This window comes from Kitasatospora sp. CB01950 (assembly GCF_001905465.1).
Taxonomy (GTDB): Bacteria; Actinomycetota; Actinomycetes; order Streptomycetales; family Streptomycetaceae; genus Kitasatospora.
Genome location: NZ_LISX01000003.1, coordinates 320236 through 346518, shown reverse-complemented (window position 1 = coordinate 346518; position 26283 = coordinate 320236). Strand labels below are relative to the sequence as shown.

At 75.4% G+C, this 26283-nt stretch carries 3 protein-coding genes; all 3 read right to left on the bottom strand.

Annotated features, from left to right (window positions below):
- The coding region (locus AMK19_RS09985) for a type I polyketide synthase (RefSeq protein ID WP_241844321.1) at positions 1-4215 on the bottom strand (4215 nt) is incomplete at its 3' end.
- A gap of 31 nt (positions 4216-4246) precedes the next feature.
- Positions 4247-14428: a type I polyketide synthase gene (locus AMK19_RS09980; protein WP_443134998.1), complete on the bottom strand. Its 10182-nt coding sequence runs from the start codon at positions 14426-14428 to the stop codon at positions 4247-4249.
- Between the two features lie 94 nt (positions 14429-14522).
- On the bottom strand, positions 14523-26270 hold the full coding sequence (locus AMK19_RS09975) for a type I polyketide synthase (protein WP_073810190.1): 11748 nt from the start codon (positions 26268-26270) through the stop codon (positions 14523-14525).
- Positions 26271-26283: the final 13 nt, after the last annotated feature.

Here is a 26283-nt window from a genome sequence, read left to right as displayed (position 1 = left end):
GGTGGCGGGGGCGGTGGCGGCCGGCGGCCGTGCCAGTCGGGGCGCGTACAGGACGCCGCCGCGCAGGGCGGCCTGGGGTTCGCCCGTGGCGAGGAGGTCGGCGAGCGCGTCACCGAGACCGTCCGGGTCCGGCCCTTCGACGTCCAGCAGCACGAATCGGTCGGGGTGTTCGAGCTGAGCGGCCCTGAGCAGGCCCCAGACGGCCGCCGCGCCGAGGTCCGCCGGCTGCGACTGCGACTGCGCGCCGAACGGGCCGGTCGCACCCCGGGTGAGCACCACCAGAGGTGTCCGGGCGGTGGTGTCGTCGGCCAGGTGGGCCTGGACGCGGTCCAGGACCCCGGACGCGACCGCGTGCACCGCCGCAGGGTCCGCGTCCCGGGCGAAGGCGTCCGCCGGGCAGGTCAGCAGCAGCGCGTCGGGTGCCGCGGACCGGGGTTCGACGGGGAAGCCGGCCGGCAGCAGCCGCTCGTCCCGCGGGCCGAGGAGGCCCCAGCGGGTGACCGGGCGCGGGCCGGTCCCGGCAGTGACCGGCGTCCAGCCGACGTGGAAGACGGAGCCGGAGGACGCCCGCAGCGCGGCGGTGGACGCCGTGCGCAGGGTGAGCGAGCCGACCGTCGCCACGGTGCGCCCCGAGGGATCGGTGATCCGCGCGGCGACGGCGTCCGGGCCGTCGGGGCGCAGCCGGACGCGCAGGACCGACGCGTCGGAGGTTTCGATTGCGACGCGCTGCCAGGAGAACGGCAGGGGGACGCCGTCGGCGGGCTCCGCGGTCGCGGCGCCTTCGCGCAGCCCGGTCGTCTGGAGGGCCGCGTCCAGCAGGGCCGGGTGCACGCCGAAGCCGCCCGCTCCGCCGGCGGGGAGGCCGTCGGGCAGGGCCACTTCGGCGTGGATCGCGTCGGCGGTGCGCCATGCGGCGCGCAGGCCCCGGAACGCCGGGCCGTAGGCGACGCCCCGGGCTTCGAGCAGCCCGTACAGTTCGTCCACGTCCAGGGGGACCGCGCCGGGCGGGGGCCAGGTGCCGGCCGGTTCGGCCGTGTCGTCCGGGTCGTCCGGGTCGGCCGAGGGGTCCCGGGGGCCGACCGTGCCGGTCGCGTGCCGGGTCCAGGGTTGGTCGGCGGCGCCGGGGGCAGCCTCGGGCCGGGAGTGGAACTCCACCGGGCGCCGTCCCGTGCCGTCCTCGGCGCCCACCCGTACGTGCAGGTGCACGGCCTGGTCGTCGGGCAGCAGCAGCGGGGCGGCGAGGGTCAGTTCCTCCACGAGGGCGCAGCCGAGGCGGCGGCCCACGTGCGCGGCCAGCTCCACGAGGGCCGCGCCGGGCAGGATCACGGCTCCGGCCACGGCGTGGTCGACGAGCCAGGGGTGGGTGGCCGAGGAGAGCCGGCCGGTGAAGAGGGTGCCCGCGTCGTCGGGCAGTTCGACCGCGGCGCCGAGCAGCGGGTGGTCCGCGGCGGACTGGCCGGTGGCCGCCTGGTCGCGGTCGGCCGGCAGGGCGTCGAGCCAGTAGCGGGCTCGTTGGAAGGCGTAGGTGGGCAGGTCCACCCGCTGGGCGCCGGTTCCCGCGAACAGTCGCTCCCAGTCGATGCGCAGGCCCCGGACGTGTGCCTCGGCGAGGGCGAGTTGCAGTCGGCGGAGCCCTCCGGCGCCGCGCCGCAGGGTGTCGAGCACCAGCGTCTCCGGGGCGCCCGCGTCGGCGGCCGTGTCCTCGATCGCGTACATCAGGGCGGGCTGCGGGCTGGACTCGACGAAGACGCGGTGCCCGGCCGCGAGGAGCGAGCGGGTCGCCCGCTCGAACTCGACGGTCTGCCGAATGTTGCGGTACCAGTACTCGGCGTCCAGGGTCTGGGTGTCCAGCAGGCCGCCGGTCACGCTGGAGTAGTACGGCACCGCACCCGGGAGGGGGGTGATGCCGGCCAGGTCGGCGAGCAGGCGCTCGCGGATCTCCTCCACGTGCGGGGAGTGGGAGGCGAAGTCGGTTTCGATGCGGGTCGCCCACACTCCTTCCTCCAGGAGTTCCTCCACCAGCGCGGTGACCGCGTCCGCGTCGCCCGACACCGCCACCGACGACGGGCCGTTCACCGCCGCCACCGACAACCGGCCCGCTATTCGCTCCCGCACCACGTCCACCGGCAGCGGCACCGACGCCATCCCGCCGCGCCCCGCCAGCGCTCCCACGGCACGGGAGCGCAGCGCCACCACCCGCGCCCCGTCCTCCAGGCTCAGACCACCAGCCACGCACGCCGCAGCGATCTCGCCCTGGGAGTGGCCGACCACGGCGTCCGGCACAACGCCGAACGAGCGCCACACCTCCGCCAGCGACACCATCACCGCCCACAGCACCGGCTGCACCACGTCAACGCGCGCCAACAGGGCCTCCGAGCCCAGCGCCTCCGCCAACGACCAATCCACGTAAGGCGCCAGAGCCCGCTCGCACTCCGCCATCCGTTCCGCGAACACAGCCGATTCGGCCAGCAACTCCGCAGCCATCCCCACCCACTGCGAACCCTGACCCGGAAACACCAGCACCGAACGGCCCGGGAGCACCCCACTGCCGACCGTCACGCCCGCCGCGCGCACGCCCCGCGACAGGGCGGCGACACCGGCCAGCAGTTCGCCCCGGTCGGCCCCCACCACCACCGCGCGCTCCGCGAACCGCGAACGCCCCGCCGCCAGCGAATGGCCGACGTCCACCATGCTCAGGCCCGGTTCCGCCACCACCCGCTCGTACAGCGCCGTCGCCTGGGCGCGCAGCGCATCCGGAGTGCGCGCCGACAGGATCCAGGGCACCGCCGGCAGGGGGGTGCGCTCGGCCGGCGGGCCGTCGTCCTCCAGGGGGGCCTGTTCGAGGATGACGTGGGCGTTGGTCCCGCTGGCGCCGAAGGAGGACACCCCGGCCCGGCGCGGACGTCCCGTCTCCGGCCAGGGGGCGGCCTCGGTGAGCAGGGAGACGGCTCCCTCGGTCCAGTCGATGTGGGGCGAGGGGCGGTCGACGTGCAGGGTGCGCGGCATCACGCCGTGCCGCATCGCGAGCACCGACTTGATCACCCCGCCGACGCCCGCGGCGGCCTGGGTGTGGGACAGGTTGGATTTCAGCGAGCCCAGCCGCAACGGCTGCCCGGCGGGCCGGTCCTGCCCGTACGTGGCCATCAGCGCCTGGGCCTCGATGGGGTCGCCGAGGACGGTGCCGGTGCCGTGCGCCTCCACCATGTCGACCTCGGACGGGGCGAGTCCCGCACGGGCGAGCGCCCCGTTGATGACGCGCTGCTGGGCGGGCCCGTTCGGGGCGGTCAGCCCGTTGCTGGCGCCGTCCTGGTTGACGGCCGAGCCGCGGACGACGGCCAGGACGGGGTGCCCCGCGCGCCGGGCGTCCGAGAGCCGCTCCAGCAGGAGCAGGCCCAGGCCCTCGCCGAACCCGGCTCCGTCCGCCGCGGACGAGAAGGACTTGCTGCGTCCGTCGGGTGCCAGGCCGCGCTGGCGGCTGAATCCGACGTACAGGCCGGGGGTGGACATCACGGTCACGCCGCCGGCCAGGGCGAGGGTGGTGTCGCCGGAGCGCAGCCCCTGGCAGGCGAGGTGGACGGCGACCAGGGAGGACGAGCAGGCGGTGTCCAGGGTGACCGCCGGGCCTTCCAGGCCCAGGGTGTAGGCGATCCGGCCCGAGGCGACGCTGGGGATGGTGCCGGTGCCGAGGAAGCCTTCCACTTCGTCGGGCACCCGGCCGAGCCGGGACCCGTACTCGCTGTAGATCACTCCGGTGTAGACGCCGGTGCGGCTGCCGCGCAGGGTCGCCGGGTCGATGCCCGCGCGTTCCACCGCTTCCCAGGACGCTTCCAGCAGCAGCCGCTGCTGCGGGTCCATGGCGAGGGCCTCGCGCGGCGAGATGCCGAAGAAGCCGGGGTCGAAGCCGGTCGCGTCGTGGAGGAAGCCGCCCTCCCGGACGTAGAAGGTGCCGGGGGCGTCGGGGTCGGCGTCGAAGCCGCCCTCGACGTCCCAGCCGCGGTCGGTGGGGAACGGCGAGACCGCGTCGCGTTCCTTGACCAGCAACTCCCACAGGTCTTCCGGGGTGCGTACGCCGCCGGGGTAGCGGCAGCTCATCGCCACGATGGCGATGGGCTCGGCGGAGTCGTCGCGGAGCTGTCGGTTCTCCTGCCGCAGGCGCTGGTTGTCCACCAGCGAGGCGCGCAGGGCGGCGACCACCTGGTCCGTGTCGGTGGGCATGGGGTTGGGCTTCTCCTTCTGCGGCTGTCGGTCAGTCACGTTCGCCGCCCAGGGCCATCCGGACGAGTTCGTCGACGGCCATGGCGTTGATGTCGGCGGCGGGAGCCGGCGTGTCCGGTGTCTCCGGCCGGTCGGCGAGGTGCGCCCCGGCGGCTTTCCCGGTGCCGGCGGGGTCGCCCGGCCCGTCGGGTACCAGGCGCCCGGTGAGGTAGGCGGCGACGGCGGCCGGGGTGGGGTGGTCGAAGACCAGGGTGGCGGGCAGCCGGCGGCCGGTGGCGGCGCCGAGCCGGTTGCGGAGTTCGACGGAGGTGAGCGAGTCGAAGCCGAGGTCCTTGAACGCCTGGTCCGGGTCGACGGCCTCGGGTCCGCCGTGGCCGAGGATGTCGGCGACCCGGCTCCGTACCAGGTCGAGCAGGGCGGCGACGCGTTCCTCCGGGGTGAGGCCGGTCAGTCGGCGGCGCAGCGTGTCCGCCTCGGCGGCGTCCGCCCCGGAGGCGGGGCGGCGTGCGGCACCGGGGACCAGGGCGGAGAGCAGGGCCGGGACGGGTCCGGTCCGGGCCGCCGTCCGGAGCCGGCCGAGGTCGATCTTGACCGGGACGAGCAGCGGTTCGTCCAGGGTGAGCGCCGCGTCGAACAGGGCCAGACCTTCTTCGCTGCCGATGGCCGCGGTGCCTCCCCGGGACATCCGTCGCAGGTCGGTGGCGGTGAGTGTGCCGGTCATGGTGCTGCGGCGCGCCCACAGGCCCCAGGCGAGCGACTGGGCGGGCAGCTTCAGAGCGCGGCGGTGCTGGGCGAGCGCGTCGAGGAAGGCGTTGGCGGCCGCGTAGTTGCCCTGCCCGGCGTTGCCGACCGTGGCGGACGCGGAGGAGAACAGGACGAAGGCCGACAGCGGCAGGTCACGCGTGAGGGCGTGCAGGTTGAGGGCCGCGTCGACCTTGGGCCGCAGGACGTGGCGCATCCGCCCGGGGGTCAGCGACTCGATCGTCCCGTCGTCCAGGACGCCGGCCGCGTGGACGACCGCGCTCAGCGGACGGTCGACGGGGATGCCGGCGAGCAGGGCGGCGAGCGCGTCCCGGTCGGCGACGTCACAGGCCTCCACGTCCACCCGGGCGCCGAGGCCGCGCAGTTCGGCGGCGAGGTCGGCCAGGCCCGGGGCGTCCGTGCCGCGCCTGCCGACGAGCAGCAGGTTCCGTACGCCGTGCGCGGTCACGAGGTGCTGTGCCACCAGGCCGCCGAGCGCGCCGCCGGCCCCGGTGACGAGGACGGTTCCCCCTCCTGCGGCGATATCGGACGGTGTGTCCAGATCCGTGGCGACGGTGGCCCTGGTGAGGCGGGCGGCGAGGAGCTGTCCGCCGCGTATCGCCAGTTGGGGTTCCGTTCCGGCCAGTGCCCGGGGCAGCAGGCCGGCCACGGCGGCCGGATCGTCGGTGTCGATCAGCAGGAAGCGGTCCGGGTGCTCGGACTGGGCGGAGCGGACGAGGCCGCGGACCGCGGCACCGATGAGGTCGGTGACCTCCTCGCCGGCTGCCGTGGCGACCGCGCCCCGGGTGCCGAGCACGAGCCGGGTGCCGTCGTCCCACCGCGGGTCGGCCAGCCAGTCCTGGACGAGCCGCAGGGCATCGTCCAGTGCGGTGTGCACGGATGCGGCGTCGGGCGGGGACAGCAGGTCCGGGGTGTGGTCGCACCAGGCCAGCACGGCGGCGGGCGACGGCGCTCCCCCGTCCAGCGCGGCACCGAGCGCGGCCAGGTCCGGATGGCTGTCCGGGAAGAGCTCCCCGCCGCCGAGGACAGCCCAGTGTCCGAGGGGGTCGGCGGGTGCGGTGGCGGGCACCGCCGACCACTGCACCCGGTAGAGGGATTCCGGGCCGCCGCCCGGGCGGAGGGCCTCGAGGTCGATCGGGCGGACGGCGAGCGCCTCGACCGACGCGACCGGGAGGCCGTTCGGGTCGGTCGCGTCGATCGACACCGATCCGTCCGGCCGGAAACCGAGCCGCACCCGGAGCGCGGTGGCTCCGGAGGCGTGCAGCCCGACTCCGCTCCAGGAGAACGGCAGTCCGGCGGACGGCCGGTCCGGGCCCCGTCCGGTGTCCGGCCGAGCGCGCAGGAACAGGCCCTGGAGGGCGGCGTCCAGGAGCGCGGGGTGCACGCCGAAGGCGGAGGCGGACCGGTGCTGGTCCTCGGGCAGGCGTACCTCGGTGAAGATCTCGTCACCCCGCCGCCAGGCAGCGGTGAGCCCGCGGAAGGCGGGTCCGTAGCCGTAACCGGAGGCACGGAACCGCTCGTACAGGTCGTCGACGGGGATCGGGACGGCACCGGGCGGGGGCCAGGAGCCGGCGTCGTCCGGTACGGCTGCGGACGACGGCTCGCGGGTCGTGGCGTCGGCGATGAGCGTGCCGGTCGCGTGTGCGGTCCAGTGCGGGGTCGCCGCGTCCTCGCGGCAGGAGAACAGGTCCAGGGAGCGGCTGCCGTGCGCGTCCGTGGCACCAACCCGAACCTGCAGGCGGACGGCGGTGTCGACGGGTATCAACAGCGGTGCCTGGAGCGTCAGTTCCTCCACCGTGTGGCAGCCGGCCTCGTCCGCGGCACGTACCGCGAGTTCCGCGAAGGCCGCACCGGGCAGCAGGACCGTACCGGCCACCGCATGGTCGGCGAGCCAGGGGTGGGTACGCAGCGAGATCCGGCCCGTGAGCAGCAGTTCACCCGTGTCGGCCAGCTCGATGGCCGCTCCGAGGACGGGGTGGTCGGCCGGGTCGAGCCCGGCCGAGCCCACATCGGCCGCCGTCGTGGGCGCCGGCTCGGGCCAGTAGCGGCTGCGCTGGAAGGCGTATGTCGGCAGATCCACCCGCCGCGCCCCCGGGAACGCACCCGAGAAGTCCACTCCCAACCCGCACTCCCACGCACGACCCACCGCACGCAACACCTGCGCCGGGCCGCCCTCGCCGCGACGCAACGTCCCCAGCACCGCCGCGTCCACACCCGCGGCCTCCACCGACTCCCCCACCGCGACCGACAGCACCGCATGCGGACTGGACTCGACGAAGAACCGGAAACCCTCCCCCAACAGCGTCTCGGTGGCCCGCCCGAACTCGACGGTCTCCCGGAGGTTGCGGTACCAGTACTCGGCGTCCAAGGCGTCCGTGTCCAACCAGCCGCCCGTCACCGTCGAAAAGAACGGCACAGAACCCACGAGAGGCGTGATGCCGTCCAGATCGGACAGCAACCGCTCACGGACCTCCTCCACATGCGCCGAATGCGACGCGTAGTCCACGTCGATCAGACGCGCCCGCACCCCTTCTTCCACGAGTTCGTCCACCAGCGCTGCCACGGCGTCCGCGTCACCCGACACCACCGTCGACGACGGACCGTTCACCGCCGCCACCGACAGCCGACCCATGCGTTCCCGCACCACGTCCACCGGCAGAGGCACCGACGCCATACCGCCACGCCCCGCCAACACGCGGATCGCCCGGGAACGCAACGCCACCACCCGCGCCCCGTCCTCCAGACTCAGACCACCCGCCACCACAGCGGCCGCGATCTCACCCTGCGAGTGGCCCACCACCGCGTCCGGAACCACACCGAACGAGCGCCACACCTCCGCCAGCGACACCATCACGGCCCACAGCACCGGCTGCACCACATCGACGCGCGCCAACAACTGCTCCGAGCCCAGCGCCTCCGCCAACGACCAATCCACATAAGGCGCCAGAGCCCGCCCGCACTCCGCCATCCGCCCCGCGAACACCTCCGACCCGGCCAACAGCTCCACAGCCATCCCCACCCACTGCGAACCCTGACCCGGGAACACCAGCACCGAACGACCGTCGACCGGGCGACCGCCGTCCCACGCTCCCGAGTCGTCGTCGGCCATCCGGCCCAGCAGGGTGTGGAGTTGGTCCCGGTCCCCGACCAGTGCCTTCCGGTACTCGAAGGCGGTGCGCGTGTGCAGGGCGGATCCGATGTCGCGCGGGTCGGACCCGGGGTTGCCGTCCAGGTGGCGGCGCAGCCGGTCGGCCTGGAGGCGCAGTGCCTGCGGGCTCTTCGCCGACAGCAGCCAGGGCACCGCCGGCAGAGGGGTGCGTTCGGCCGGCGGGCCGTCGTCCTCCAGGGGGGTGTGTTCGAGGATGGTGTGGACGTTGGTGCCGCTCAGGCCGAAGGAGGACACTCCGGCCCGGAAGGGGCGGCCGTGGGACGGCCAGGGCTGCTGCTCGGTCGCGAGGGCCAGCGCTCCGCGCGTCCAGTCGACGTGGCCGGAGGGCCTGCTGACGTGCAGGGTGCGGGGCACCTGCCCGTGCTGCATGGACAGCACCGTCTTGATCACCCCCGCCACACCCGATGCCGCTTGGGCGTGGCCGAGGTTGGACTTGAGGGAGCCGACCAGCAGGGGCCGTTCGGCGGGCCGGTCCTGGCCGTACGTGGCCAGCAGGGCCTGCGCCTCGATGGGGTCGCCGAGGGTGGTGCCGGTGCCGTGCGCCTCCACCACGTCCACCTCGGACGCCGTCAGGCCCGCGTCCGCGAGCGCCGCCCGGATCACCCGCTGCTGCGAGGGGCCGTTGGGGGCGGAGAGTCCGTTGCTGGCGCCGTCCTGGTTGACGGCGGAACCGCGTACCACCGCCAGGACCGGGTGTCCGTTGCGGCGGGCGTCCGACAGCCGCTCCAGCAGCAGGACGCCGACCCCTTCGCCCATGCCCATGCCGTCCGCGTCGTCCGAGAAGGCCTTGCAGCGGCCGTCCTCGGCGAGTCCGCGTTGCCGGGAGAAGCTGATCAGGGCGCCGGGGGTCGCCATCAGGGCGACGCCGCCGACCAGGGCGAGGGAGCAGTCGCCGCCGCGCAGGGCCCGGCCGGCGTAGTGCATGGCGACGAGTGAGGAGGAGCAGGCCGTGTCGATGGTCACGGCGGGGCCTTCGAGGCCCAGGGTGTAGGCGACCCGGCCGGAGACGACGCTGGGTGCGCTGCCAGTGAGCAGGTGGCCGTCTCCTTCCTCCGACCGGGCGACGACGGCCGCGTAGTCGGCGTAGTTGACGCCGGTGAACACTCCGGTGCGGCTGCCGCGCAGGGCGGCCGGGTCGATCGCGGCGCGTTCGATCGCCTCCCAGGTGGTCTCCAGGAGCAGCCGCTGCTGGGGGTCCATGGCCAGGGCTTCGCGCGGCGAGATGCCGAAGAACTCCGCGTCGAACTCGGCGGCGTCGTGCAGGAAGCCGCCCCGCCGGGTGGTCGAGGTGCCGGGGCGGTCGGGGTCGGGGTCGTAGAGGGCTTCGAGGTCCCAGCCGCGGTCGGTGGGGAAGTCCGAGACGGCGTCGCCGCCGTCGGCGAGCAGGCGCCACAGGTCTTCGGGGGTGCCGATGCCGCCGGGGAAGCGGCAGGCCATGGACACGATCGCGATCGGCTCGTCGTCGGGCGCGGACGTGGACGCGGGCGGGTGCGCGGCGGCGTCCGGGGCGGCGGGGTCCGGGTCGGTGGCCTGCCGGCCGAGCAGTTCGGCGCGGATCTCCCGGGCGAGCGCGGTGGACGACGGGTGGTCGAAGATCAGCGTGGACGGCAGCCGCAGTCCGGTGGCGGTGTTGAGCCGGTTGCGGAGTTCGACGGCGGTGAGGGAGGCGAAGCCCATGTCCTGGAAGGCCATGCCGGGCCGGATCGCGTCCACCGAGGAATGGCCGAGGACGGCTGCCGCGTGGGTGCGGACCAGGTCGAGGAGCAGGCGGTGCTGTTCGGATTCGCCGAGGGCGGCGAGCCGTTGGCGCAGCAGTGCGGCGGCGGGTGCCTCCGTGTCGCCGGTCGCGGCTTCCAGGGCGCGGCGGGCTTCGGGGATGCCGGTGAGCAGCGGGCTGGGGCGGGTGGAGGTGAAGACGGCGGCGAACTGCTCCCAGTCGACGTCGGCGACGGCGAGTACGGTCTCGTCGTCGTCCAGTGCCTGTTGCAGGGCGTGGACCGCGAGGTCGGGGGCGATCCGGGGCAGGCCGTGCTGCTCCAGGTTGAACAGGTCGGCGTCCTGTCCGGCGGTGCGGTCCTGGAAGGGGTTCTCGGCCTGCCAGATGCCCCAGTCGACGGTGGTGGCGGTGAGGCCGCGGGCCCGGCGGTGCTGGGCCAGGGCGTCGAGGTAGGCGTTGGCCGCGGCGTAGGCGCCGTGGTCGCCGCTGCCCCAGACTCCGGCGATCGAGGAGAACAGGACGAAGGCGTCGAGTTCGCGGTCGAGCAGGGCGTCGAGGTGTTCGGCGCCGGCGGCCTTGGCGGCGACGATCTGTTCGAACGCGGACATCGGTGTGCCGTCCAGGGGGGCGAGCGCGACGAACGCGGCCGCGTGGACGACCGCGGTGACCGGGTCGCCCGCCGTCTCCAGACCGGTGAGCAGCGCCGCCACGGCCTGACGGTCCGCCAGGTCGCAGACGGGCAGGGTCAGTCGTACGCCGAGGGCGGCCAGTTCCGCGGCGAGTTCGGCCGCGCCGGGCGCCTGGGGGCCGCGGCGGCCGGGCAGGACGAGGTGGGTGGCGCCGCTGCGGGCCAGCCAGCGGACGAGGTGCGGGCCGACGGCTCCGGTGCCGCCGGTCAGCAGGACGGTGCCGCGGGGCTTCCAGTGCTTCGTACGGCTGTCGTTCCGGCTGTCGTTCCGGGGGGCGCGCCGGAGGCGGCGGGCCAGCAGGCCGGTGGGGCGCAGGGCGAGTTGGTCCTCGCGGCCGACGCCGTCCGGGCCGGTGCCGGGGGCCGTCAGGACGGCGGCGAGGCGGGTCCTGGCGCGGGCGTCGAGGTCCGGCGGCAGGTCGACGAGTCCGCCCCAGCGGGCGGACAGTTCCAGCGCGGCCACCAGTCCGGTGCCCCAGACCAGTGCCTGGCGGGGGTGGGTGACCGGGTCGTCCGGGCCCGTGGACACGGCCCCGGCGGTGGCGCACCACAGGGGTGCGGTGAGGGCGAGGTCGCCCAGGGCCTGCACCAGGGCGACGGTGAGTGCCGTCCCGGTGGGCAGCGCCGGGTGGTCGGGGTGGGGCCGGTCGTCGGCGGCCAGCAGCGACAGCACGCCCGTCGGGACGCGGTCGCCGAGGGCGGTGGCGAGCGTGTCCGCGAGGTCCGTGCGGTGGACGGCGTCGGCGGCGACTTCGGCCGTGACGACGGTGGCGCCCGCTTCGGTGAGGGCGAGCAGCGGGCCGCGTACCCGTGCGTCGTCGTCGTGTCCGGCGGGCAGGACGACGAGCCAGGTGCCGGCGGCGGAGGTGGCGGCCGGCGGGTCGGGCAGGGGCTGCCAGCCGATGCGGTAGCGCCAGGAGTCGATGACGCTCTCGTCGCGCCGCTGCTTGCGCCAGCCGCGCAGGGCGGGCAGAACGGGGGCGAGGGCGTCCTCGTCGACGGCGAGGTGGGCGGCGATCTCGGCCGGGGCGTCGTGGTCGACCATGTGCCAGAAGGCCGTGTCGTGCGGGTCGGCTGCGGCCGGTCCGGTGCCGGGCGTCGCCTCCGGCTCCAGCCAGTAGCGCCGCAGCTGGAAGGGGTATCCGGGCAGGGCGGTCGGGCGGGCGCCGGTGCCGGCGTACACCGCGGACCAGTCGACGGCCGCGCCCGCCACCCACAGTTCGGCGGCCGAGCGCAGGGCCCGGCGCAGTCCGCCGTCGTCGCGGCGCAGGGTGCCGACGACCACGGGCGGCTCCTCGGCGCCGGTGGCCTCGGCGGTGTCCTGGAGGGCCATGGTCAGCACCGGGTGCGGCGACACCTCGACGAAGACCTCGTGGCCCTGTTCGATCAGGGAGCGGACGGCCGCATCGAAGCGGACGGTCCCGCGGAGGTTGCGGTACCAGTAGTCGGCGTCCATGACCGTGGTGTCGAGCCGGTCGCCGGTGACGGTGGAGAACAGCGGAATCCGGGCCGGGAGCGGGCGTATGCCGGCCAGCGCGGCCAGCACCTCGGACCTGATCCCTTCGACCTGGGCCGAGTGCGAGGCGTAGTCCACAGGGACGGACCGGGCCCGTACGCCCTGTGCGGCGCAGTGGGCGAGCAGTTCGGCCAGGGCCCGGGTCTCCCCCGAGACCACCACGGCGGCGGGCCCGTTGACAGCGGCCACCGACAGCTTCTCGGCCCAGGGGGCGATCTCGGCGCGGACCCGGTCCTCGGGCAGGGACATCGCGACCATGCCGCCGAGTCCGGCCAGCGCCCGGATGGCCCGGCTGCGCAGGGCGACGACCTTCGCCCCGTCCTCCAGGCTCAGCGCTCCCGCCACCACGGCGGCGGCGATCTCGCCCTGGCTGTGCCCGACCACGGCGTCGGGCCGGACGCCCCAGGACTCCCAGTGCGCGGCCAGTGACACCATCACCGCCCACAGCACCGGCTGCACCACGTCCACCCGTTCCAGGGAGGGTGCCCCTGGTGCGCCTTCCAGGACGGCGGGGAGCCGCCAGTCGACATGGGCGGAGAGGGCGGCGTCGCAGGCGGCGAGGCGGTCCCGGAAGGCGGGGCTGGTGGCGAGCAGGTCCTGTGCCATGCCGGCCCACTGGGAGCCCTGGCCGGGGAACACCAGTGCCGTCCGGCCCTCGACGACCCGGCCGGTGCCCGCGACGACGTCGGCGGCCGGGGAGACGGGAAGCTCCGCGCCCGGTCCGGCCAGGGCGGCGAGGCCGTCCAGCAGGGCGTCGTGCCCGTCGCCGATCACCACGGCCCGGTGTTCGAAGGCGGACCGGGTGGTCGCCAGCGAGAACCCGATGTCGGCCGACCGTGCGGGCGCGTCCGTGGCGAGCCGGGCGCGCAGCCGGGCCGCCTGGTCCCCGAGCGCGGACGCGGTACGGCCGGACAGCACCCAGGGCAGCACGGCCCCGGGCGCCGCTTCCGGTCCGTCGGCCGCTTCCGGCCCGTCCGCCGGTTCCGGCTCGGGCTCCGGCTCCGGTGCCTGTTCGAGGACGACGTGCGCGTTGGTGCCGCTCATGCCGAACGAGGACACCCCGGCCCGGCGCGGCCGGTCGACGGCGGGCCAGTCGCGGGCCTCGGTGAGGAGTTCGACGGCGCCCGAGGACCAGTCGGCGTGCGGGGTGGGCGCGTCCACGTGCAGGGTGCGCGGCAGGACCCCGTGCCGCAGCGCGAGCACCGTCTTGATGACCCCGGCGACCCCGGCGGCGGCCTGGGTGTGCCCGATGTTGGACTTCAGCGACCCCAGCCACAGCGGACGCCCGGCGGGCCGGTCCTGGCCGTACGTGGCCAGCAGCGCGTCGGCCTCGATCGGGTCGCCGAGGGTGGTGCCGGTGCCGTGCGCCTCCACCGCGTCCACGTCGGACGTCGTCAGCCCCGCGTCCGCGAGCGCCGCCCGGATCACCCGCTGCTGGGAGGGGCCGTTGGGGGCGGTCAGGCCGTTGCTGGCACCGTCCTGGTTGATCGCCGAACCGCGCAGCACGGCCAGCACCGGGTGGCCGTTGCGGCGGGCGTCCGACAGCCGCTCCAGCAGCAGCATCCCCACGCCCTCGCCCCAGCCGGTGCCGTCCGCGGCCGCCGCGAACGGCTTGCAGCGGCCGTCGGCGGACATCGCGCCCTGCCGGCTGAACTCGACGAACACCGCCGGCAGCGCCATCACGCTGACCCCGCCGGCGAGGGCGAGCGAGCACTCACCGGCCCGCAGGGCGCGCGCCGCGAGGTGCAGCGCCACCAGCGAGGCCGAGCAGGCGGTGTCCACGGTGACGGCGGGGCCTTCGAGTCCGAGCGCGTAGGACACCCGCCCGGACATCACGCTCATCGAGTTCCCCGTCATCAGGAACCCCTGGACGGCTTCGGCGGCGCCGGAGCCCAGCGTCGCGTACCCCTGGTCGATGGCTGCGGCGAACACCCCGGTACGGCTGCCCCGCAGGGTGAGCGGGTCGATGCCGGCCTGCTCGACGGCCTCCCAGGACGCCATCAGCAGCAGCCGCTGCTGCGGGTCCATCGCGACCGCCTCGCGCGGCGAGATGCCGAAGAACTCCGGGTCGAAGTCCGCCGCGCCGTCCAGGAACGCCCCCCGCCCGGGGACGGTGCCGCCGGACGGCCAGGCGTTCTCCCAGCCCCGGTCGCCGGGGACGGGCGCGACGGTGTCGCGGCCTTCGGCGAGCAGGTCCCACAGGTCCTCCGGGGTGCGGACACCACCGGGGAAGCGGCAGCTCATCGCCACGATCGCGATCGGCTCGCTGGTGCGGGCCTCGGCCTCCCGGAGCCGCTGCCGGGTGTCCCGAAGGTCGATGGTCACCCGGTTGAGGTAGTCACGCATCCTCTGGTCGCTCACTGGACACCGCTGCTTTCGTCTCGGGCTGCTCGGGTCTCGTCTCGGACTGCGCGGGCTGCGCAGGGGGCGCAGGGTGCGCGGAACGGTGCCCTGGTCATGCGGATCCCAGCTGCCGGTCGATGTACTCGAACATCTCGTCGTCGCTGGCCGCCTCGATCAGGTCGGGGGCCAGGTCGTCCGCGTCGCCCGTGGGGCGGGCGGTGGTGGCCGGTGTCCCGCCGGGCAGCGGGCGGGACAGCACTTCGCGTATCCGGGCGGCGAGTTCGTCGCTGACGCCGTCCGGCGGCAGGGCGTCGAGCAGGGTCTCCAGGGTGTCGAGCCCGGCCCGGACCGCCGCGTCGCCGCTCGGGCGGGCGGCGGTGACCCGCTCGGCGAGGTGGCGTGCCAGCGCCTCCGGGGTGGGGTGGTCGAAGACCAGCGCGGCCGGCAGTCGCAGCCCGGTCGCGGACACCAGCCGGTTGCGCAGTTCGACCCCGGTGAGGGAGTCGAAGCCGACCTCCTTGAACGGGCGGGCCGGGCGGATCAGGTTCGGCGAACTGTGGCCGAGCACCGCCGCCGCGTTGCCGCGCACCAGGTCGAGCAGGGTCCGGTGCAGTTCGGCGTCGGGCAGTTCGGCGAGCTGCTGCGCCAGCGAGCGGGCCGGTGCCGCGGCGGAAGCGGCGGTACGGGCGGGGCGGGCCAGGCCGCGGAGCACGGCGGGCAGCCGGTCGTCCGCCCGCAGCACGGACGGGGCGATCCTGGCCGCGAGCCGGTAGGCGTACGGGGAGTCCAGCGCCGCGTCGAACAGGGCGAGGCCCTCCGCCGAGGTCAGCGCGCCCGCTCCGGTGCCCCGGCCCGCAGTGACCGCGGCGGTCATCCCGCTGCGCTCCTCCCACAGGCCCCAGCCGATGGACAGGCCGGGCAGCCCCTCGGCCCGGCGTTCGGCGGCGAGGGCGTCGAGGACCGCGTTGGCGGCGGCGTAGTTCGCCTGCCCGGCCGCGCCGAACTGGGCGGCGCCCGAGGAGAACAGGACCAGCGCCGCGAGGTCGAGGTCCCGGGTGAGTTCGTGCAGGGCCAGCGCCGCGTCCGCCTTGGGCCGCAGGACGCGGTCGAGCCGGTCCGGGGTCAGCCCGGCGATCGTGGCGTCGTCCAGGACACCGGCCGCGTGGACGACGGCGGTCAGCGGGTGCGCGGCAGGCACCGACCCGAGCAGCGCGGTGAGCGCGGCGCGGTCGGCGACGTCGCAGGCGGCGACGGTCACCGACGCCCCGAGTCCGGTCAGTTCCCGCACCAGCTCCGGCATTCCGTCGGCGGATCCGCCCCGGCGGCCCGCCAGCAGCAGGTGCCGGGAGCCGTGCGCGACGACCAGGTGCCGGGCGAGGAGCCGTCCCAGGGTGCCGGTGGCCCCCGTGACCAGGACGGTCCCTTCGGGGTCCGGCGCAGCGGGCAGCAGCAGGACGTTCTTGCCGACGCCCCGGGCCTGGCTGAGCGAGCGCAGCGCGGCCGGGGCCTGCCGGACGTCCCAGCCGGTGACGGGCAGCGGACGCAGCACTCCCTGCTCGAACAGGTCCAGGACGTCGGCGAGCATCTCGCCGATCCGCTCCGGACCGGCCTCCATCAGGTCGAACGCCCGGTAGCGCACCCCGGGGTGCTGCCGGGCGACCGTCCCGGGGTCGCGGACGTCGGTCTTGCCCATCTCCACGAACCGGCCGCCGTTCGGCAGCAGCCGCAGACCGGCGTCGACGAACTCCCGCGCCAGGCTGTCGAGTACGACGTCGACGCCCCGCCCGCCGGTGGCCGTCAGGAACGTCTCGGCGAAGTCGGTGGTACGGGTCGAGGCGATGTGCTCGGCGTCCAGTCCACCGGCCTTCAGGACGTCCCACTTGGCGGGGGAGGCGGTCGCGAACACCCGCGCACCGGCGTGCCGGGCGAGCTGTACCGCCGCCATGCCGACACCGCCGGCCGCGGCGTGGACCAGGACCGATTCCCCGGGCTGCAGTTCGCCGAGATCGAACAGGCCGTAGTAGGCGGTGAGGAACACCACCGGCACGGATGCGGCGCGGGCGAAGGACCAGCCCGCCGGTATCCGGGCGACGGTGCGGCGGTCGGCGACGGCGGTCGGGCCGAACGCGCCCCCGAAGATCCCCATCACCCGGTCCCCGGGCACCAGGTCGTCGACACCCGGGCCGACCTCGATGACGGTTCCGGCGCCCTCGCTGCCCAGGCCCTGTTGTTCGGGGTCGGGGTCCAGGCCGAGCGCGGCGATGACGTCGTGGAAGTTCAGGCCGGCGGCGCGCACCGCGATCCGCACCTCGCCCTTGCCCAGCGGGGCGAGAACCGCAGGAGCGGGTTCCGCCGCGATGTCCTCCACGGAGCCCCGGCCGTCGGTGGTGAGCCGCCAGGCGGCGCCGTCCGGCAGGGACAGCGTGCCGTCCGGCCGGCCGCCGCGGACCAGCCGCGGCAGCAGCGGCCCGCCGGTCCGCAACGCCAGCTCGGGTTCCCCGGCGGCGAGCGCCGCGGGCAGGGCGTCCGTCGGCTCGCCCGTCCCGGCCGCGTCGATCAGGACGAAGCGCCCGGGGTTCTCGGCCCGCGCGCTGCGCACCAGGCCCCACAGGGCGGCCTGGGCGGGATCGACGGGGCGGTCGAGCGGTCCGGTACGGACCGCGTCCCTGGTGAGCAGCGCCAGCCCGGCCTCGGCGAACCGCTCGTCGGCCAGCCACTGCTGGACGAGGGCCAGGCCCCGGTGCGCGGTGACGCGGACCCGGTCGGCAGGGTCGGGAAGGTCGGCGGTGGCGACGGCCGCCACGATCACCTCGGGGAGGGCGGCACCCGCTTCGAGGGCGGCTCCCAGGGCGTCGAGGTCCAGCAACGTCGCCGCGCCGGGGACGGCATCGCCGAGGGCGGCCCAGGTGGGCACGGCGCTGTCGGCCGGGTCGGTGGCCGGGGTCCAGTCGAGGCGGTACAGCAGGTCGGCGTGAGCGGTCGCGGCGAGCGGCCCGCCCGCGGCCGGGGGCCGCAGCAGCAGGCCCTCCACGCCGAGCACCTGCCGTCCCGACAGGTCGTGGGCGTGCAGGGTCACGGAGTCCGGCGCGCCGGCGGCGAGCCGCACCCGCAGCGTGGTGGACCCGGTGATCCCGCCGGTCACACCGTTCCAGCTGAAGGGCAGCCGGGCCCCGCCGTCCTGGTCGGGCAGCAGTGCGGCAGTCTGGAGGGCCGCGTCCAGCAGCGCGGGGTGCAGCACGCACCCGGCGGCGTCGGCGTGCTGCGACTCCGGCAGCACCACCTCGGCGAACACCTCGCCGTCGCGGAGCCACGCGGCACGGATGCCACGGAAGGCGGGGCCGTAGTGGTAGCCGGCCTCGGCGAAGCGCTCGTAGAGGTCACCGGTGTCCACGGGTTCGGCACCGGACGGCGGCCAGCTCAGCAGACCGGCCGCGGCTCCGACCGGATCCCCGGCGGGCCCGGGCACCAGGGTGCCCGTGGCGTGCTCCGTCCAGGGCGCGTCGGCGTCCCGGGTCGTGCGGGCGAACACACTGAGCCTCCGCCGACCGTCGCCGTCGGGCGCGGCGACCCGGAGCTGCAGGTGAACGGCTCCCTCGTCCGGGAGCACCAACGCCGATCCGAGGGTGAGTTCCTCGACCACCGGGCAGTCCGCCTCGGCCCCGGCGCGCAGCGCGAGTTCGAGGAAGGCCGTGCCGGGGAGAAGGACGACGCCCGACACCGCGTGGTCGGCGAGCCAGGGGTGGGTACGCAGCGAGATCCGGCCGCTGAGCAGCAGCTCGTCGGAGTCCGCGACCTGCGTCACCGCACCGAGCAGCGGGTGCCCGGTCGTGGCGAGACCCGCCGAGGCGACGTCCCAGCTCGTGGTCGGGACGTCGAGCCAGTAGCGGGCTCGTTGGAAGGCGTACGTCGGCAGGTCCACCCGCCGCGCCCCCGGGAACGCACCCGAGAAGTCCACCCCCAACCCGCACTCCCACGCACGACCCACCGCACGCAACACCTGCGCCGGACCGCCCTCGCCACGACGCAACGTCCCCAGCACCGCCGCGTCCACACCCGCGGCCTCCACCGACTCCCCCACCGCAACCGACAACACCGCATGCGGACTGGACTCGACGAAGAACCGGAAACCCTCCCCCAGCAACTCCGCCGTGGCCTGCCCGAACTCGACGGTCTCCCGCAGATTCCGGTACCAGTACTCGGCGTCCAGAACATCCGTGTCCAGCCAACCGCCCGTCACCGTCGAGAAGAACGGCACAGAACCCGGCCTCGGAGCGATCCCGTCCAGATCGGACAGCAACTCCTCGCGGATCTCCTCCACATGCACGGAGTGCGACGCGTAGTCGACCTCGATCAGACGCGCCCGCACACCCTCCCCCACCAACGCGTCAACGAACTCCACCACGGCGTCCGCGTCACCCGACACCACCGTCGACGACGGGCCGTTCACCGCCGCCACCGACAACCGGCCCGCTATTCGCTCCCGCACCGCCTCGACCGGCAGAGGCACCGACGCCATCCCACCCCGGCCCGCCAACGCACGGATCGCCCGGGAACGCAACGCCACCACACGGGCGCCGTCGTCGATGCTCAGACCGCCCGCCACCACAGCGGCCGCGATCTCGCCCTGCGAGTGGCCCACCACCGCGTCCGGAACCACACCGAACGAACGCCACAGCTCCGCCAACGACACCATCACCGCCCACAGCACCGGCTGCACCACATCGACGCGCGCCAACAACTGCTCCGAACCCAGCGCCTCCGCCAACGACCAATCCACATAAGGCGCCAGAGCCCGCCCGCACTCCGCCATCCGCCCCGCGAACACAGCCGATTCGGCCAGCAGCTCCGCAGCCATCCCCACCCACTGCGAGCCCTGACCCGGGAACACCAGCACCGAACGACCGGACACCAACCCGCCGCCAGGCACCGCAGCACCCTGCGACAGCGCGGTCAGGTGCTCGGCGAGGTTCTCCTCGGTGCCCACCAGCACCGCGCGGTGTGCCAGCGCGCTGCGGCCCGTGGCCAGGGAGAAGGCGACGTCCGTGGCGCGGACTCCCGAGCCGTCGCCGATCCGGGCCGCCAGCGCGGCGGCCTGGGCGCGCAGCGCCTCCGGGGTGCGTGCGGAGAGGAGCAGGGGCACGGTCTCCGGTGTCCCGGGCCCGTCGACGAAAGCTGTCGGGTCGTCCGGGGCCTGTTCGAGGATGACGTGGGCGTTGGTGCCGCTGACGCCGAAGGAGGACACGCCGGCCCGGCGCGGGCGGCCCGTGTCGTCCCACGTCCGGGCCTCGGTCAGCAGTCGGCCGGCGCCCGCCGACCAGTCCACCTCGGGCGTCGGGCCGTCCACGTGCAGGGTGCGCGGCATCACGCCGTGCCGCAGGGCGAGCACCGACTTGATGACCCCCGCCACACCGGCGGCAGCCGAGGCGTGGCCGATGTTGGACTTCAGCGAGCCGATCCACACCGGACGGTCCGCCGGACGGTCCTGCCCGTACGTGGCCAGCAGCGCCTGCGCCTCGATCGGGTCACCCAACCGCGTCCCCGTGCCGTGCGCCTCCACCACGTCCACGTCCGACGCCGCCAGCCCCGCGTCCGCCAGCGCCGCCCGGATCACCCTCTGCTGCGACGGACCGTTCGGTGCCGTCAGCCCGTTGCTCGCACCGTCCTGATTCACCGCCGAGCCACGGATCACCGCCAGCACCGGATGCCCGTTGCGCCGCGCGTCCGACAGCCGCTCCACCAGCAACATGCCGACGCCCTCGCCGAAGGCCGTCCCGTCGGCCGCCGCGGCGAAGGACTTGCAGCGGCCGTCCGGGGCGAGTCCGCCCTGTCGGCTGAACTCGACGAACAGTTCGGGGCTGCACATCACGTTGACGCCGCCGGCCAGCGCCAGCGAGCATTCGCCGGACCGCAGGGCCCGGACCGCGAGGTGCAGGGCCACCAGCGAGGACGAGCACGCCGTGTCCACGGTGACCGCGGGGCCTTCCAGGCCGAAGAAGTAGGCCAGGCGTCCGGAGACGATGCTTCCCGAGTTGCCGGTGCCGAGGAATCCTTCGACGTCCTCGGGGATGTAGGGCAGCAGCCGGGCGGCGTAGTCCTGCTGCATCAGGCCGACGTACGTACCGACGGGGGCGCCGCGCAGGGCGGACGGGTCGATGGCCGCGCGCTCGAAGAGTTCCCAGGTGGTCTCCAGCAGCAGCCGCTGCTGCGGGTCCATGGCGAGGGCCTCGCGCGGCGAGATGCCGAAGAACTCCGCGTCGAAGTCGGCGGCGTCGTACAGGAAGCCGCCGTCGCGGGTGATGGAGGTGCCGATGCGGTCGGGGTCGGGGTCGTAGAGGGCTTCGACGTCCCAGCCGCGGTCGGTGGGGAACCCGGAGACGCCGTCGCGGCCCTCGGCCAGCATCCGCCACAGGTCCTCGGGTGAGCGGACGCCGCCGGGGAGGCGGCAGGCCGCGGAGACGATCGCGATCAGGTCGTCGTCCGCGTCCCCGTTCCGGTCGGCCGGCCCCGCAGGTACGGCGGGCGTGGCCGTGGCCGTGTCCGTGAGTCCGGCGCGCAGGAAGTCCGCGAGCGCCGCCGGGGTCGGGTGGTCGAACACCAGGCTGGCGGGGAGCCGCAGGCCGGTGGCGGCGTTCAGGCGGTTGCGCAGTTCCACCGAGGCCAGCGAGTCGAATCCCAGTTCGCGGAAGGCCCGTCCGGGGTCGAGGGTGTCCGGGGTGGCGTGGCCGAGGACTGCTGCCGCGTGGGTGCGGACGAGTTCGACGAGCAGCCGGGTCCGTCCGGTGCCGTCGAGGGCCGCGAGGCGCAGGCGCAGGGCGTTGTCGTCGGCCGTCGCCTCTGCGGCTGTGGCCGCCCGGCGCGGCGGTGTGCGCACCAGGCCGCGCAGCAGCGGCGGCAGGGTGCCGTCCGCCGCCGCGGAGCGCAGAGCTGCGGCGTCGAGGCGCATCGGGACCAGGGCGGCCCGGTCCACGGTGAGGGCGGTGTCGAAGAGCGCGAGTCCTCGCTCGGTGGAGAGCGGCGGCATGCCGGACCGGGCGAGGCGTCGTACGTCGTCCTCGTCGAGGTGTCCGGTGAGGGCGCTGGGCTGCTCCCACAGGGTCCAGGCCAGGGACTGGCCGGCCAGCCCTGCCGCCCGGCGCCGGGTAGCCAGGGCGTCGAGGAAGGCGTTGGCGGCGGCGTAGTTGGCCTGTCCGGGGCCGCCGAAGGTGCCCGCGGCCGAGGAGAAGAGCACGAAGTGCGTGAGGTCGCGGTCGCGGGTCAATTCGTGCAGGTGGAGGGCGGCGTCGACCTTGGGGCGCAGCACGGCGTCCACCCGTTCGGGGGTGAGTGCGGTGACGACGCCGTCGTCGAGGGTGCCCGCGGTGTGGACCACGGCGGTCAGCGGGTGCGCGGCCGGCAGGTCCGCGAGGACGGCGGCCAGGGCGGTCCGGTCGGCGGCGTCGCAGGCGACGACGGCGGTCTGGGCTCCCAGCGCGGCGAGTTCGGTCCGCAGTTCTTCGGCTCCGGCGGCGGCCGGGCCGCTGCGGGAGAGCAGCAGCAGGTGCCGGACGCCGTGCCCGGTGACCAGGCGGCGGGCGACGTGGGAGCCGAGCAGGCCGGTGCCGCCGGTGATGAGGACGGTGCCGTCCGGGTCGAAGGCCGAACGGGGCTCCACCGCGTCGTTCCTGAGGACTCGGACCAGGCGGGGTGTGCGGACGTCGTCGCCGCGGACGGCGGACTGCGGTTCTCCCGAGGCGATCGAGGCGAGGGCCGCGGCGACGCCCGCAGAGGTGCCGTGCTCGTCGTCGGCGTCGAGGTCGAGCAGGGCGAAGCGCCCGGGATGTTCGGACTGGGCCGAGCGGACCAGGCCCCAGAGCGCGCTGTGCGCGGGGTTGCGGACGTCCTCCCCGTCCCCGGTGCTGACCGCGCCCCGGGTGGCGAACACCAGGCGCGAGTCGGCGAAGCGGTCGTCGGCGAGCCAGGTCCGGACGTCGGCCAGCGCCCGGTGGACGGCCGCGCGGACCGCCGCGTCGGCGGGCTCCGCGGTCTCCGCGCAGAGCAGCAGGACCGTCTCGGGCACCGGGGCTCCGGCGTCGACGGCGGCCAGCAGCGTGGCCAGGTCCGTGGTGCGGTGGGCGGGTGCGCCGCTGCCGCGCGGGGGTGCGGTGACCCACTCCGTCGCGTAGAGGTCCTGGTGGTGGCGGCCGCCGGGAACAGGGGCGGCGCCGATAGTGCCCGCGGGCCGCAGGACCAGCGCGTCCACGGTCGCCACGGGGGCGCCGGTCGCGTCGGCGACGGCGAGCGTCACCGTGTCGGGTCCGGCCGGGGCGAGCCGGACGCGGATCGCGTCGGCGCCGGCGGCGTGCAGGGTCACGCCGTTCCAGGAGAACGGCAGCCGTCCCTCGGGGTGGGCGTCCGCGCCGGGGGTGCCGGGCACGCCGGTGGCGTGCAGGGCCGCGTCCAGCAGGGCCGGGTGCAGGCCGAAGCGGGCGGCGTCGGGTGCGGGCCCGGCGGGCACGACGGCCTCCGCGAACAGCTCGTCGCCGCGCCGCCAGGCCGCGCGCAGGCCCTGGAAGGCGGGACCGTAGGCGAATCCGCCCGCCGCGAAGCGGTCGTACAGTCCGTCGAGGTCGAGGGGTTCGGCGCCGGGCGGCGGCCAGGGCATCGGCCCGTCGGCCTCGGCGCCTTCCGCGCCGTCCTGGGCCAGGACGCCTTCGGCGTGCCTGGTCCACTCCTCGTCGAGGGCGCCGTCGAGGTCGCCGTCGGCGGGTGTGTCCGGCCGGGAGTGCAGGCTGAGCGGGCGGTGGCCCAGGGAGTCGGGGGCGCCCACGGTGAGGCGCAGCACGGTGCCGCCGTGTTCGGGCAGCACCAGGGGGGCCTGGAGGGTGAATTCCTCGACCCGGGGGCAGCCGACGCGGGCTCCGGCCTGGAGGGCGAGTTCCAGGAAGGCGGTGCCCGGGAGCAGTGCGCGGCCGCCGACGGCGTGGTCGGCGAGCCACGGGTGGGTGCGGGCCGACAGGCGGCCGGTGAGGAGCAGGCCGTCGCTGTCGGCGAGGACGACGACGGCGCCCAGCAGCGGATGGTCGGCGGGGGTCAGTCCGGCGGAGGTGACGTCGGCGTCGGGCGCGGCGCCGTCCTCCAGCCAGTACGGGTCGCGCTGGAAGGCGTAGGTGGGCAGTTCCACCCGTCCGGGGCGGCGGTCGGCGAAGACGGTGTCCCAGTCCGGGGAGACTCCGCGCAGGTGGAGTTCGGCCAGGGACTCGGTGAACCGGCGGGGGCCGCCGTCGTCGCGGCGCAGGGTGCCGACGGCGGTGGCGTCGGTGCCGGCGTCCTCGGCGGTCTCCAGCACTCCGACGGTGAGGACGGGGTGCGGGCTGCTCTCCAGGAGGACCTGGTAGCCGTCGGCGAGCAGGGCGCGGGTCGCCTGTTCGAAGCGGACGGTCCCGCGGAGGTTGCGGTACCAGTAGTCGGCGTCCAGGGCGGTGGTGTCCTCCAGCAGGCCGCCGCTGAGGGTGGAGTAGAACGGGACGGCGGACGGGCGGGGCGTCAGTCCGTCGAGCCGGGCGAGCAGTTCGGTGCGGATGTCCTCGACGTGGACGCTGTGCGAGGCGTAGTCGACGGGGATGCGCCGGCTGCGGATGTCCAGGGCCGCCGTCCGCTCGAGGAACGCGTCGAGCGCGTCGGTGTCGCCGGAGACCACGGTGGAGGCGGGTCCGTTGACGGCGGCGACGGAGAGCCGGCCGTCCCAGGGGGCGAGGTGTTCGGCGACCTGTTCGGCGGGCAGGGCCACCGAGGCCATGCCGCCGCGGCCGGACAGCGCGCGGATCGCCCGGCTGCGCAGGGCGACGACCTTCGCCCCGTCCTCCAGGCTCAGCGCTCCCGCCACCACGGCGGCGGCGATCTCGCCCTGGGAGTGGCCGATGACCGCGCCGGGGGTGATGCCGTGGGAGCGCCACAGTTCGGCCAGCGAGACCATGACGGCCCACAGCGCCGGCTGCACCACGTCGACGCGGTCGGCCGGCGGGGTGCCGGGGGCGCCGCGCAGGACGGCTTCCAGGGACCAGTCGACGAAGGGGGTCAGGGCGCGTTCGCAGTCCGCGATGCGGGCGGCGAAGGCGGGGGCGGAGTCGAGGAGTTCGACGGCCATGCCGGCCCATTGGGAGCCCTGTCCGGGGAACACCAGGGCGACTTCGCCGCCGGTTCCGGCGGTGCCGAGGACCAGGCCGGGGACGGTGCGGCCGGCCGCCAGGGCGTCGAGGCCGGCCCGGAACTCGTCGGGGTGGGCGCCGATCAGGACCGCCCGGTGCTCGTGCCCGGCGCGGGTCGTCGCGAGGGCGTGGCCGACCTCGGCCGGGCCGGGTCCGGGGTGGGCGTCGAGGTGGTCGCGGAGCCGTGCGGCCTGGGCGCGCAGCGCTTCGGCGGTGCGTCCGGAGAGCACCCAGGGCAGGACGGCGGGGGCGGCGGGTCCTTCGTAGCGGGCGGCCTGTTCCGGGACGGGTTCGTCCGCCTGTTCCAGGACGACGTGTCCGTTGGTGCCGCTGACGCCGAAGGAGGACACCGCGGCCCGGCGGGGCCGTCCGGTCTCGGGCCAGGGGGTGTTCGCGGTGACCAGGCGCACCGCGCCCGCGGTCCAGTCGATCTGCGGGGACGGGTCCTGCGCGTGCAGGGTGGGCGGGACGGTGCCGTGCCGCATGGCGAGGACGGTCTTGATGACGCCGCCGACGCCGGCCGCCGCCTGGGTGTGCCCGATGTTGGACTTCAGCGAGCCGAGCAGCAGCGGCTGCCCGTCCGCGCGGTTCTGCCCGTAGGTGGCCAGCAGGGCCTGGGCCTCGATCGGGTCGCCCAGCGGGGTGCCGGTGCCGTGCGCCTCGACCACGTCCACGTCGGCGGGGGTGAGTCCGGCGTTGGCCAGGGCGTGGCGGATGACGCGCTGCTGGGCGGGGCCGTTGGGGGCGGTGAGCCTGCTGCTGGCGCCGTCCTGGTTGACGGCGGTGCCGCGGATCAGTGCGAGGACCGGGTGGCCGTTGCGTCGGGCGTCGGAGAGGCGCTCCAGCAGGAGCATGCCGACGCCCTCGCCCCAGCCGGTGCCGTCGGCGGCGGCGGAGAAGGACTTGCAGCGGCCGTCCCGGGCCAGGCCGCCCTGGCGGCTCATCTCCACGAACGGGACGGGTGTCGACATGACCATCGCGCCCCCGGCGAGGGCCAGGGTGCAGTCGCCGGCCCGCAGGGCCTGGGCGGCGAGGTGGATGGCGACCAGCGAGGAGGAGCAGGCGGTGTCGATGCTGACCGCCGGGCCCTCCAGGCCGAAGGTGTAGGCGACGCGGCCCGAGGCGACGCTGTCGGAGCTGCCGTTGCCGATGTAGCCGGCCACGTCGTCGGGGACCTGGCGCAGCCGTACCGCGTAGTCCTGGTACATCACGCCGGCGAAGACGCCGGTCCGGCTGCCCCGCAGGGTCGCGGGGTCGATGCCGGCCCGTTCGAACGCCTCCCAGGTGGTCTCCAGGAGGAGCCGCTGCTGCGGGTCCATCGCGAGCGCTTCGCGCGGGGAGATCCCGAAGAATCCGGGGTCGAAGTGCCCGACGTCGTCGAGGAAGCCGCCCAGGGCGGTGTGGCTGGTGCCCTCGCGCAGCTGGTCCGGGTCGTCCAGGTGGTCCAGGTCCCAGCCGCGGTCGCCGGGGAAGCCGGTGATGGCGTCGGTGCCGTCGGTGACCAGGCGCCACAGGTCCTCGGGGGTCCGTACGCCGCCGGGGTAGCGGCAGCTCATCGCGACGACCGCGATCGGTTCGCGGCCCGCTTCCTCGGCCTCGGTCAGGCGCCGGCGGGTGTGGTGCAGGTCCGCCGTCACGCGCTTGAGGTAGTCCCTCAGCTTGTCGTCGTTCACCATCGGGAGTCGCCGT